Below are 12,648 nucleotides of genomic sequence, written 5' to 3'. Positions count from 1 at the left end.
GTCCGGTCAGGGCACAGCCTAGCCCGAGTGCACGTGCGAGACGAGCGGGAGAAGACCGTGAGATCACCGTGAAGCGGTGTTCAGCATGCCGATCAGAACTGCTGTCCACCAGGCAGTTTGCGATACGACGGCACTCCAGACGCACCACAACTTCAACCGGGCCGGCAGCGACGAGAAGCGCACCGTACCAGGCAGCCGGTCGAGTTCGTCGGTCAGCCTCGTCATGGCGACGCCGTTCATCGCGGCCACCAGCACGGCGATCATCTTGATCGCGGTGAGCGGCTGGGAGAGATCGGGCTGGAGGAAGGCGCCGGTCGCGAGCAGGCCCGCGATGCCCAGCCAGGCGAGGGCGGTCACCGGGGGCTCGGTGCGGCGCATGTCGTCGAGCGAGGTGCGGCGCAGCATCCAGAGCAGTCCGCTCATCTCGAGCAGCACCGCGGCCCCGAGTCCCACGATCACCGATGCCAGGTGGCCGAACAGCGCAGGCGCGTGCAGCCACTCATGCGGAACGACCGACGTGCCGATCCACAGCGACAGCAGCCACCCGATCAGCACCCACCAGTAGCCGACCGCGCGGCGGTGGCGCGCGGCGCGCAGGCGCTCGGCGCGCTCAGCGCGCAGGCGCAGGATCGGCGGGGTCGTCACGGTGCCTCTCGGGTTGGGCGAGGTGAGGCACGCGTGCGCGACGACCCCCCGTGCGCATGCTGCCCGAAAGCGAGGGTATCCGATGCGATGGCTGTCGCGACCGTCGGAACCGATCCGCGGCGGTCAGCGGCCGATGTCTTTGGGTCGCAGCTTCACGGGGAGCAGGAGCAGGAGCCCGACGAGCAGCACGATCACGATGCCGAGGATGCCGTAGTGCGTCGCGCCGAACGCCGCGATGAACGTCGCCCACAGCAGCGGCGAAAGGAAGCTCATCACTCGGCCGGTGGTCGCGTAGAGGCCGAAGACCTCGCCCTGCATCCCGGTGGGCGTGACACGTGCGAGCAGCGACCGGCTCGACGCCTGCGCCGGACCGACGGCGGCCGACAGGATGATGCCGCCCACCCAGAACACCGGCTTGCCGCCCTCGCGGAGGAAGAAGACGAAGAGGGCGCTGACGATGAGGATCGTGAGAGCGGTGATGATGACCGCGCGCGCGCCGAAGCGGTCGTCGAGGCGGCCCGCGATGATCGTCGAGACGCCCGCGACGAGGTTGAGGGCGATGCCGAACGCGATCACCTCGGTCGCGCTGAACCCGAACGACACCGCGGCCAGCACGCCGCCGAACGCGAAGACGCCGGCGAGGCCGTCGCGGTAGACCGCGCTCGCGATGAGGAACCAGAAGGTCGGCCGGTGCTCGCGGAAGAGCGCGACGATGTCGTGCACGAGCACGACGTAGCCCTCGAAGAAGCCGACCTTCCGACGGCCGGGGTCGGCCGGCGACTCGGGCACGAGGAAGACGAACGGCAGGGCGAACAGCACGGTCCACACCGCCGCGCCGACCGCGATGAGGCGATAGGCGAGGCCGTCCGACACGTCGAGGCCGAACCAGTCGAAGGTGTTGAGCACGACGACGAGCGCGAGCGCGAGGATGCCGCCGATGTAGCCCATGCCCCAGCCGAGCCCGCTGACGCGGCCGATCGTCTTCGGCGTCGAGACCTGCACGAGCATCGCGTTGTAGTTGACGCCCGCGATCTCGGACGAGACCGACCCGAGGGCGACGAGGATCGCCCCGAGCCAGAAGAACTGCGGCTCGGAGTACACGAAGAAGAGTGCGAACTGCAGGAGCGCCAGCACCGCGGTCGCCCCGACCACCCACCGCTTCTTGGTGCCTGCGGCGTCTGCGCGCTGGCCCAGCACGGGAGCGAGCAGGAGGATCAGGATGCCGGCGGCGAAGGTCACCCAGCCGTACCACTCCGACAGATCGGCGAGGGCGCCGCAGTACGCCGTGCCCGCGTCGGCGGCGCTCGAGCACGCCATGTCGCCGTTCGCGTTCTGCTCGGCGACGTCGGCCGGCAGGAAGGCGTCGGACACGAGGTACAGCGACACGAAGACGAAGGTCAGGATGACGGAGTTGAAGGGCTGCGTCGCCCAGTCCCACAGCGCCCACGCGAACACGCGCCGCCGCGGCACCGGCGTGTCGTCGAGGCCGTCGGTGTTGAGGGCCGCCGTCGACAGCACGTGATCGGCGGGAGCGCCCGGCGTCGGCGCGGCGGGCGGCGAAGGTGTGCTGGACTCATCGGCCCCGGGCTCAGGAGAGCTCATGTCGGTCACGTTAAGGCCCTTCGGTGAACTGATGCGCAATCAACGTAGCGCTCCGGGGGCGCGGGGTGCTTTGCTTCGTTCATGACAGGGGAAAACGTGCCGGAGGCGAAGTTCAACGGCCGTCTCGCGATCCTCCTCGCGATGGCGATGTTCGTCCTCGTCGTCGACACGTCGATCATGAACGTCTCGATCTCCGCGGTGGTGACCGAGCTCGGCACGACCGCCAGCGGCGTGCAGGGCGCGATCGCTCTGGAGGCCCTGGTCTCGGCGGCCTTCATCCTCATCGGCGGCAAGACCGGCGACCTCATCGGGCGCAAGCTCGCCTACATCCTGGGCCTTCTCGGCTACGCCGTCGGCGCGGTCGCGATGACCTTCGCACAGAGTCTGACCGCCGTCATCATCTTCTGGGCGGTGATCGGCGGGATCGGGGCATCCCTCCTCCTCCCGTCCATGCAGTCGCTCATCCACGGCAACTTCTCCGGTGGCCATCAGAAGCGCGTGTACGCGCTGGTCGGCGCGTCGGCCGCGATCGCCGCGGCGGTCGGGCCGCTGCTCGGCGGGTTCATCACGACGTTCTGGTCGTACCGCGTGGCCTTCGCGCTCGAGGCGGTCATCATCGCGATCGTCTTGCTGGGCGCGGGTCTGGTCAAGGACGTCAAGTACACCGGCGACCGGTCGATCGACCTCGTCGGCGCGGGCCTGTCGGTCATCGGCATGGGTGGCGTCGTGCTCGGCATCCTGGTGTGGCAGGAGGGCGGCGGGTACGTCGGGCTCATCATCGGCCTCGGCGCCGTGGCGCTCGGCGGCTTGGCATGGTGGCTCAACACGCGCAAGAAGCGCGGCAAGCCGGTCCTGCTCGACCCGGCGCTGTTCTCGTCGAAGCCGTTCCGCACCGGGGTGAGCGGGCAGCTGCTGCAGCAGATCGCGCTGGGCGGCACGATGATCGTGCTTCCCCTCTATCTGCAGATGGTGCTCGAGTACAACGCGCTGCAGGCGGGCCTGTCGATCGCGCCGCTCTCGCTCAGCATGTTCGTGGTCGCGATCTGGGCCGGCCGCCGGGCGAAGGGGCGCCCCGCCAACCTCATCCTGCTCGGGTTCTCGCTCGCCGCCGTCGGACTGATCGTCATCGTGCCGCTCGTGCCCATCGCCGAGAGCGGCTGGTACCTCGCGATCCCGCTCGTCGTCGCGGGGGCGGGACTCGGCCTGCTCGTCTCGCAGCTGAACAACTACACGCTGTCGCCGATCTCCGACGAGCGCGTCAGCGAGGCCGCGGGCGTCAACTCGGCCGCGGGCTCCTTCGGCCTGTCGTTCGGCCTCGCGTTCGCCGGCGCCATCATGCTCGCCACCCTGGCGGCGTCGTTCACCACGCTCGCCTACTCGAGCACCGTGCTGAGCTCCGAGCAGCAGCAGCAGGTCGCCACGGTGCTCGAGGAGGACGCGGAGCTCATGTCGAACACCGGTCTCGAGCAGCTCCTCGCCGACGAGCCGCCGGAGGCATCGGCCGAAGTGGTCCGCATCAACACCGAAGCGCGTCATATCGCGCTCCAGGTGGCCCTGCTCATCCCGATCCTCGCGACCGTGCTGGGCGTGCTCAACGGACTCCGCATGCGGCGCCTGCCCGATCCGAAGCCGAACGAGGCTGCGGAAGGGATCCTGGGCGGGTGAGCCGGCGCACGGACCGCGCGCGGGCGCAGCTCGAGCAGGTCGAAGGCGGCGAGCAGGCGATCGTCGCCTACTTCAAGGAGCGCGTGTATGCGACGTTCACCGGTCTCGCGATCGTGCTCGTCGTCGCCTCGAGCGAGCATGCGGAGGCCGACCACGCCTTCTGGGCGCTGATCCTCGGCGTCGTCGGCATCACGGCGGCGGGGTTCGTCTCCGACGTCATCTCGCACCTGTCGGTGCACCGCACGTTCCCGGGCCGCGTCGACCTCATCATCTCCACGCGGATCGCCGGCGGTGCGCTCGGCACCCTCTTGACCCCCGGCATCCTCCTCCTTCTCGCGTGGCTCGAGGTGATGCCGCTCGACGCGGCGCTGCAGGCCAGCGCCATCGTCTACATCGCGACGCTCGCCGTCATCGGCTGGTTCGCGGTGCGCCGCTCCGACCTCGCGTGGTGGAAGCAGGTGATCGCACTCGCACTCCTCGTCGCACTCGGACTGCTGGTGGTGGGGCTGCAGACCCTCGCCCACTCGATCTGAAGGTAAGTTGAGCCGTCGCGTATCAACTTTGATTTGACGGATGCTGCACCCCGGGCGTATGGTTGAGCCATCGCGACTCAACCTCATGGCGAGCCGCGTGAAGACTTCCCTGTAACCCCGGGTGGCAGCATCCGTCTGCGCCCCCATGAAGGAGAGATACACATGGCACGTGCTGTTGGAATCGACCTCGGTACGACCAACTCGGTCGTGAGCGTCCTCGAGGGCGGCGAGCCCAAGGTCATCGCGAACGCCGAGGGCTTCCGCACGACCCCGTCGGTCGTCGCGTACACCAAGGACGGCGAGGTGCTCGTCGGCGAGACCGCGAAGCGCCAGGCCGTCACGAACGTCGACCGCACCGTCTCGTCGGTCAAGCGTCACATGGGCACCGACTGGGGCTTCGACGTCGACGGCAAGCGCTGGACGCCGCAGGAGATCTCCGCGCGCATCCTCCAGAAGCTCAAGCGCGACGCCGAGCAGTACCTGGGCGACACCGTCACCGACGCCGTCATCACGGTCCCTGCGTACTTCAACGACGCCGAGCGCCAGGCCACCAAGGAGGCCGGCGAGATCTCGGGCCTCAACGTCCTGCGCATCATCAACGAGCCGACCGCGGCCGCCCTGGCCTACGGCCTAGACAAGGGCAAGGAGGACGAGCTCATCCTCGTCTTCGACCTCGGCGGCGGCACGTTCGACGTCTCGCTCCTCGAGGTGGGCAAGGACGACGACTTCTCGACCATCCAGGTGCGCGCGACCGCCGGCGACAACCGTCTCGGCGGCGACGACTGGGACCAGCGTCTCGTCGACTACCTCATCAAGCAGTTCAAGGACACGACGGGCGTCGACGTCTCGGGCGACAAGATCGCGCTGCAGCGCCTCAAGGAGGCCGCCGAGCAGGCGAAGAAGGAGCTCTCCTCGTCGACGAGCACCTCGGTCAACCTGCCGTACTTGTCGCTGACCGACTCGGGCCCCGTGTCGCTGTCGGAGACGATCACCCGCGCGAAGTTCGAGGACCTCACCAAGGACCTGCTGGACCGCACCAAGAAGCCCTTCGAGGACGTCATCCGCGAGGCCGGCATCAAGGTCGGCGACATCGACCACGTCGTGCTCGTCGGCGGCTCGACCCGCATGCCCGCGGTGTCCGAGCTCGTGATGAAGGAAGCCGGCAAGGAGCCCAACAAGGGCGTGAACCCGGACGAGGTCGTCGCCGTCGGCGCCGCCCTTCAGGCCGGTGTCCTCAAGGGTGAGCGCAAGGACGTCCTCCTCATCGACGTCACCCCCCTGAGCCTCGGCATCGAGACCAAGGGCGGGATCATGACGAAGCTCATCGAGCGCAACACCGCCATCCCGACGAAGCGTTCGGAGACCTTCACGACCGCCGACGACAACCAGCCGTCGGTCGCGATCCAGGTCTTCCAGGGCGAGCGCGAGTTCACCCGCGACAACAAGCCGCTGGGCACGTTCGAGCTGACCGGCATCGCGCCGGCTCCGCGCGGCATCCCGCAGATCGAGGTCACCTTCGACATCGATGCGAACGGCATCGTGCACGTGTCCGCCAAGGACAAGGGCACCGGCAAGGAGCAGTCGATGACGATCACCGGCGGCTCGTCGCTGCCGAAGGACGACATCGAGCGCATGGTGCGCGAGGCCGAGGAGCACGCCGCCGACGACAAGAAGCGTCGTGAGGCCGCCGAGGTGCGCAACCAGGCCGAGACCCTGTCGTACTCGATCGAGAAGCTCATCAAGGAGAACGAGGACAAGCTCCCCGCCGAGGTGAAGACCGAGGTGCAGGGCGACGTCGACGCTCTCAAGACCGCGCTCGCGGGCGAGGACGACGACGCCGTGAAGGCCGCGTTCGACAAGCTGAACCAGAGCCAGGGCAAGCTCGGCGAGGCCATCTACGCCTCGAGCCAGGCTTCGCAGTCCGCTCCGGATGCTGCGTCCGGCGACGCCGGTGACGGCCAGGCTCCGACCGACTCCGACGAGGACGTCGTCGACGCAGAGGTCGTCGACGAAGAAGACGAGAAGAAGTAACCATGGCGAACAAGGACCACAACCCGGAACCGGTCGAAGAACCGGGCGACGGCGACGAGGTCCGGCCTGAGGGTGTGGGGTCGGAGGCGAACGCCTCCGGCCCCGCGCCGCAGGACGGGGAGGATGACGAGCTCACGGTCGACGACATCCTCGGCGCCGCGCAGAACGCCGACGCCGCGGCCGAGGACGCCGTGCTCGCCGACCTCGAGTCGCAGCTGCTGAACGACCTCAAACGCCTGCAGGCCGAATACGCCAACTACCGCCGCCGCACCGAGGAGCAGCGAGAGGTCGAGATCGAGCGCGCCCAGGGCGCGGTCGCGAAGGGCATCCTGCCGGTGCTCGACGACCTCGACCGCGCCGAGAAGCACGGCGACCTGGAGCAGGGATCCGCCTTCGCGGCGATCGCCGACAAGCTCCGCGGCGTCGCCGAGCGCATCGGGCTCACCACGTACGGTGCCGCCGGCGAGGCGTTCGATCCGCAGCACCACGAGGCGATCTTCCAGGTGCCGACGCCGGGCGCGACCGAGACCACGATCGTCGAGGTCGTCGAGATCGGCTACCGCCTCGGCGCGGTGGAGCTGCGTCCGGCGAAGGTCGTCGTCGCGGTTCCCGCCGACTAGCCCGAAGGAGGCTGCATGGCCAGTCAGGACTGGTTCGACAAGGACTTCTACTCGGTGCTGGGCGTCTCGAAGGACGTCAGTGAGGCGGACCTCAAGAAGACGTATCGCAAGCTCGCGCGCACCTACCATCCGGATTCCAACCAGGGCGACGCGGCCGCCGAGGCGAAGTTCAAGGAGGTCAGCGAGGCGTACTCGGTGCTCTCCGACCCGGAGCAGCGCAAGGAGTACGACCAGATCCGCGCGATGGGCTCGGGTGCTCGATTCACCTCGGGTGGCCCGGGCGGCGCCGGCGGCTTCGAGGACGTCTTCTCGATGTTCAACCAGGGCCGCGGCGCGCGCTACCAGAGCGCCGAGGACCTCGACGACATCTTCGCGATGTTCAACCAGCAGCAGCGCGGCACAGGCTTCGGCTCCGGGCGTTTCGGGCAGCCGAGCGGCGGCTACCGCGGTTTCGGCGGCCCGACGCGCGGCGCCGACGTCACGGCGCGCACGACGATCGACTTCGTCACGGCGACCAGGGGCGAGACCATCACGCTGCAGGGCGAGGACGGCAAGCCGTTCAAGGTGAAGATCCCCGCCGGCGTCTCGGACGGGCAGAAGATCCGGCTGCGCGGCCGCGGGCGTCACTCGCCCGACGGCGGCGAGAACGGCGACATCGTCGTGCAGGTCACCGTGCGTCCGCACCCGGTGTTCACGCGCGACGGGCTGAACCTGCGCGTCACCGTGCCGGTGACGTTCACCGAGGCCGCGCTCGGCGCCACCATCGAGGTGCCGACGCTCGGCGGCGATCCGGTGCGACTGCGCGTGGCGCCGGGCACGCCGTCCGGCCGCGTGCTGCGCGTCAAGGGGCGCGGTGTCGAGACGGCCAAGGGCACAGGCGACCTCCTCGCCGAGGTGCAGGTGGCCGTGCCGTCGCATCTCGACGAGGCTGCGCGCGAAGCGCTCGAGCGCTTCCAGAGCCTCGAGTCGAAGGAGAACCCGCGCGCCGACCTGATGGCCAAGGCGCAGGGCTGAGATGCTTGCCGAGAACAGGAGATCTGGCGAGACCAGGACGATTCCGCGCGAAGCGTCCTGTGCTGGCGAGATCTCCTGTTCTGGTGAGCGATGAGGAGGTGACGAGAATGTCCGAGGACGACATCGATGAGGATGCCCCGATCTTCGCGATCGCCGTCGCCGCCGAGCTGTCGGGCATGCACCCGCAGACGCTGCGCCAGTACGACCGGCTCGGGCTGGTCGTGCCCGCCCGCACGCAGGGCGGATCGCGGCGCTACTCGCTGCGCCACGTGGAGCAGCTCCGCGAGGTCGCCCGCATGTCGTCGGACGGCATCGGCCTCCCGGCGATCGTGCGCATCCTCGAGCTCGAGAATCGGGTGCAGGAGCTTCACGGCCGCGTCCGCGACCTCGAGGACCGTATGCGCGCAGAGCTCGAGAAGCGGCCGGGCGCCCGCGTCTTCGCGGCCGGCTCGACCGGCTCCGTCGTGACGCTGCGCCATGGCACTCGCGTCCGCCGCGCGACCGAGGTCGTCGTGTGGCGGCCGCGCGCGTCGCTCGCGCAGCAGAGCGAACCTCCCGACGAGAGCCCGGCGGGCTGATTCACCGAACAGGGAGGGGACGGATGCCGTCCCCTCCCTCTTCGCGTTCGTTCGCGGCGGTGCGTCAGGTGCGTCGCGCGCGTCGGGCGGCCAGAAGCACGCCGAGGGCGATCAGGCCGACGGCTCCGAGCGGGACGAGGGGCGAGAGCCCGCCGCCGCCGGTCGCCGGAAGCGGACGCGTCGTCGCGGTATTGGTCAGCGTCAGCTCCGCCGTCTGCGGGGTGCGCACACCCGACATCGGCAGCGTGACCTTGCCGTCCTCGTCGGGGACGAGGGCCTCGCCGTCGACCGTCCACGTCGGCGTCCCCCAGTCCACGCCAGGGATCGACGGCAGATCCGCCTCGCGTGCTTCGATGATGGTGCCCACCGGGAAGTACGGCGATGTGATCGTGACGTTCGGCTCGAGCTCGATGCGGGGCTGGGCGACACCGGTCAGCCACCAGTCGGCCGGGAACGTGGTCCCCGCCGGCAGCGACGACGCTCCGCTGCCCGCGACGACCTTCGTGACGGCCCAGCGCGTCATGGCCACGACGGAGTTCGTCACCTCGAGTACCGGAGGGGTCTGTTCCGGCCCGATCTCGACGAAGTTCGACGGGCTCCACGTGGTCTCGCCCCACTCGTAGCCCGGTGGCAGCGCCGACGCGTCGGGCTCCTCTTCGAGGAGATTGACGATCGTGCCGATCGGGAAGGAGATCGGGTCGCCCTGATCGTCGACGGGACCCGTCGGCGTGCCGTCTGCGGGCAGCTCGAACCGGCCCACCAGCACATCTCGGCTCGGCAGATGCGCCACGTAGTCGATCGTGAACGAGTCGACGAGCAGGTCGCCCGGATCGATGCCGTCCATGTTCTTCTGCACGAGGAAGGTTCCTTCGATGAGCGACGCGTCGTTGGTGAGTGTCGCGTGCACCACGGCCTGGTCGTCGACGCCGATCGTGAGCCGGTCGAGGTCGAACGCGGCGCCGAGCCAGGAGAGGTGCCGGATGGTCGGCGCGGCCTGCTCCTCATACGTCACGACAGTGCCGTAGGGGAACAGCAGCGGCTCGCCCGCGTCGTCGACAGGGCCGACGGGGTCGCCGTTGCCGGGGACCCGCAGCACTCCCTGCTGGATCACGTCCTCGGGCTCCGTCGTCGGGAAGTACGCCGTCCAGGCGACGCTGAACTCCAGACCCGGGGGCACCTGGTCGGGCGGGACACCGTCGAACTCCTTCGAGATCGTGAAGGTGCCTTCCTTGAGCGCGTTCGTCACCTCGATCTCGACGTCGGCGTCCGAGTCGGCGGGCAGCGGGATGTCCACGATGTCGCCGAAGCCGTCCGGCTCGTAGGGAGTCGTCACGCCGTCGATCGTGACGTTGAAGACGGGCGGCGCCCAGTCGCCGACGTTCGCCACGGTAGCGCCCTCGAACGTCGGCGGAAGCTCGGCCAGCTCCAGTGTCTCAGCGCCCGTTTCGAGATCCTCGATCAGCTGGGGCTCGCCGACCGGCAGGGGAAGTGTCGCCCGCTCAGGGGCGGGGTTCGTGTTGTAGGTGACCTCGTAGCCGAACCGCGGGTCCGCGGCCGAGCCGGTCGCGGACTTCACGATCGTGATCGTCCGGCCGTCGTCGGTCGGGGTGACGATGTTCGTGAGCTCGACGGCCCTGGTCGTGTCGGCCTCGGTGATCACGAACGAGCGCCCGGGGTTCCACCCGATGCCGCTCCAGTCGTACCCCGGCGGCGGATCGATTCCGTCGAGGTTCTCGGTGAGGATGATGCGGGTGCCCACCGGGAAGGGGATCGGAGCGCCGTTCCCATCGACCGGAACGACGGGCGTGCCGGTGAAGGGCACGTTCATGGTGCCGGTGCCGATCTGCTCGCCGCCGTATCGCGCGATCCACGTGACGGGCACCGTCCCCTCGAGCGCCGGAGGTTCGCCCGACGGATCGTCGATCGACTTCGAGACGCTGAAGGTGCCTGTCGATCGGGTCGCCGTGTTCGTGACGACCACCTGGGCGGTGCCCGTCCCGATGATGAGGGGGTCGGGTGCGATCGTGGCATCCCCCCATTCCCACCCCGGCACCGTCTCGGGCGCGATCTCCTCGAAGTTCACCTGGGTGCCCTCCGGGAATCGCTCGCCGGCGGCGACCGGAGTGCCGTCGGCCGGCACCTCGAGCGTGCCGACGGTGACGTTGCCGTCCGGGTCGACAGCGCGGTAGTTGACGGTGAACGTGGTGCCTTCCGGGAGGTCGCCGGACTCGATGCCGTCGAGTTCCTTGCGCACGGTGAACGTGCCGCTCGCGTCGTTGCACGAGATCTCGCCCGAGAAGAGGAACGAATGGACCTCGCCGCCCTGGATGGTGACGTTCTGGCCGATCACCTGGCCGTCCAGCGGCGCGGCGTTCACGGTGACCGACGCGTTCGGCGCGTAGATCGAGCCGTCGATGCGGGCCTGACCGGCTGTCACGGTGACGTCGCCGGAAATCTGCGAGAGGTCCCACACGATGTACGGCGAGTGCACGCCCTGCGGATCGGCGCGCGCTCCGATCACCTCGGTCGTCCCCGCGGGCACCCGGATCACGAGCGGGTTCGACACTCCCGGCGTCGGTCCGGGGGAGAACTGGATGAGAGACGCGCCCTCGATGGCGGAGTAGTCCACGACGTTCGGCTGGTCGGGGCTCAGCTCCTCGAGCACGACGCGGTCGCCCGCGTCTTCGGCCACCCCGACCGGATACCCGACGCCGGTTCCAGGGTCGGCGATGCCGTCGAAGCAGCTCGACGCCTCCTCCCACGACGCGTCGCGGTTCGCCTCGACGTAGTCGGCGACCGCGGTGTCGGAGATGTTCGCCGTGTAGATGCTCCCGTTGCCGGCCGCACCCGCCGGGGGCGCTGCGCTCGTCGGATACGTCTGGTGGGTGGCGTCGATGAGGGGAGTCTGGTCGGCGTTGGACCGGTTCTGGTTGAGCCGGAGCCAGTCTGCCCGTGCAAAGGCCTCCCAGCCGCCGTCGCGGTCGACCATCTTGAGGTCGCCCCACAACGTCGGGTCGGTCGTGCCGGCGCTCGTGATGGCCAGGATGCCGGTGCTCGCGGTGCTGTATTCACCGACGAGGAACCGGGTGGGGTCGCCGTCGACGGTCGGGAGGTCGTAATTCCCGGTGCCGGCCACGACGTGCACGATCGTGTACTGCCCGCTGCTGCCCTGCACCGTCGCGGTCCCGCCCACCGCGATGCTGCCCTCGGTCTCCTGGTTCTGCAGGAGGGCGTTCTGGCGCGCATAGACGGTGAAGCCGCCCGCGATCGCGAACGGGTTGACGGACTCGGGATAGGCGGCTGAGGCGGTCTGCGGTTCGATCGCTCCCACGACGACTGCGCCGGTGGCGGCGAGCAGTGTCGCGGTGATCCCGGCGACGACGCGTCGCAGGCGTGGGCGATCGAATCGTGGCATGCGCGAGGCCCCTCTCCCCCCGGGGCGCGAGGAGGCGCGCCGCTCGGTAGTCGTACCCTATCGGTCCCGATCAACCGGACAATCAACAGCTCGCCCCCTGCCGGCATAGCGCGCATGATGGAGGGCATGGCGACACTCGACGACGTCCGCGCCGTCGCGCTCGGCTTTCCGGGTGTGATCGAGCGCGTCGACGGCCATCGCGGCGGGGCGAGCTGGCGCACGCCGGCGGGGGCGTTCGTGTGGCAGCGCGGCCCGAGCGGCCGCGACCTCGATCAGCTGGCGGCGCTCGGGCGCGGGTGGCCCCCGGGCGACGTCGTGGGCGTGCGCACCGACGGGGCGCAGGTCAAAGAGGCCCTTCTCGAGACCTACCCCGACGCGTTCTTCACGATCCCGCATTTCGACGGCTACCCGGCCGTGCTCGTGCGTCTCGAGGGCATCGATCTCGAGCAGCTGCGCGAGGTCATCACCGACGCCTGGCTGCTCAAGGTCACGAAGCGGGTCGCGGCCGAATGGCTCGCGACTCACCCGCCGTCAACCGGATAGCG

10 protein-coding genes are annotated in these 12,648 nt (G+C 69.4%); 7 read left to right on the top strand and 3 right to left on the bottom strand.

The window, feature by feature from the left end:
* Positions 1–63 precede the first annotated feature (63 nt).
* Both RS82_RS11135 and RS82_RS11130 read right to left on the bottom strand, forming a co-directional pair.
* A complete protein-coding gene (locus RS82_RS11135) occupies positions 64–645 on the bottom strand; it encodes a hypothetical protein (RefSeq protein ID WP_045299394.1) in 582 nt (193 codons plus the stop codon).
* Between the two features lie 123 nt (positions 646–768).
* Positions 769–2,247 carry an MFS transporter gene (locus RS82_RS11130; protein ID WP_084695610.1) on the bottom strand — a complete coding sequence of 493 codons (1,479 nt, stop codon included), beginning with the start codon at positions 2,245–2,247 and terminating at the stop codon, positions 769–771.
* Positions 2,248–2,328: 81 nt separating this feature from the next.
* Between RS82_RS11130 and RS82_RS11125 the strand changes: the two genes are divergently transcribed.
* The 6 genes from RS82_RS11125 to RS82_RS11100 all read left to right on the top strand — a co-directional run bounded on the left by RS82_RS11125 (position 2,329) and on the right by RS82_RS11100 (position 8,688).
* Positions 2,329–3,912 (top strand): MFS transporter, encoded by a 1,584-nt coding sequence (locus RS82_RS11125; RefSeq protein ID WP_045299390.1) that lies wholly within the window; start codon positions 2,329–2,331, stop codon positions 3,910–3,912.
* Positions 3,909–4,445 (top strand): hypothetical protein, encoded by a 537-nt coding sequence (locus tag RS82_RS11120; RefSeq protein WP_045299388.1) that lies wholly within the window; start codon positions 3,909–3,911, stop codon positions 4,443–4,445. Before RS82_RS11125 ends, RS82_RS11120 begins: the two co-directional genes overlap by 4 nt.
* Before the next feature lie 162 nt (positions 4,446–4,607).
* A complete protein-coding gene (gene dnaK / locus RS82_RS11115) occupies positions 4,608–6,476 on the top strand; it encodes a molecular chaperone DnaK (protein WP_045299385.1) in 1,869 nt (622 codons plus the stop codon).
* 2 nt (positions 6,477–6,478) lie between these two features.
* Positions 6,479–7,096, top strand: a complete 618-nt coding sequence (locus RS82_RS11110; protein WP_045299383.1) for a nucleotide exchange factor GrpE — start codon at positions 6,479–6,481, stop codon at positions 7,094–7,096.
* A 15-nt stretch (positions 7,097–7,111) separates the two neighbouring features.
* Positions 7,112–8,110, top strand: a complete 999-nt coding sequence (locus RS82_RS11105; protein ID WP_045299381.1) for a DnaJ C-terminal domain-containing protein — start codon at positions 7,112–7,114, stop codon at positions 8,108–8,110.
* A gap of 107 nt (positions 8,111–8,217) precedes the next feature.
* Positions 8,218–8,688 (top strand): heat shock protein transcriptional repressor HspR, encoded by a 471-nt coding sequence (locus tag RS82_RS11100; RefSeq protein WP_045299379.1) that lies wholly within the window; start codon positions 8,218–8,220, stop codon positions 8,686–8,688.
* 64 nt (positions 8,689–8,752) lie between these two features.
* On the opposite strand, the gene RS82_RS11095 is transcribed toward RS82_RS11100, so the two are convergent.
* Positions 8,753–12,103, bottom strand: a complete 3,351-nt coding sequence (locus tag RS82_RS11095) for a collagen-binding domain-containing protein (protein WP_045299378.1) — start codon at positions 12,101–12,103, stop codon at positions 8,753–8,755.
* Positions 12,104–12,229: 126 nt separating this feature from the next.
* Here RS82_RS11095 and RS82_RS11090 point away from each other — a divergent pair, with 126 nt between their 5' ends.
* On the top strand, positions 12,230–12,646 hold the full coding sequence (locus RS82_RS11090) for an MmcQ/YjbR family DNA-binding protein (protein ID WP_045299376.1): 417 nt from the start codon (positions 12,230–12,232) through the stop codon (positions 12,644–12,646).
* Positions 12,647–12,648: the final 2 nt, after the last annotated feature.

This window comes from Microbacterium trichothecenolyticum (assembly GCF_000956465.1).
Classification (GTDB): Bacteria; Actinomycetota; Actinomycetes; order Actinomycetales; family Microbacteriaceae; genus Microbacterium; species Microbacterium trichothecenolyticum.
Note: the sequence above shows the minus strand (reverse complement) of the source record. Positions and strands in the feature narration are given on the sequence as shown.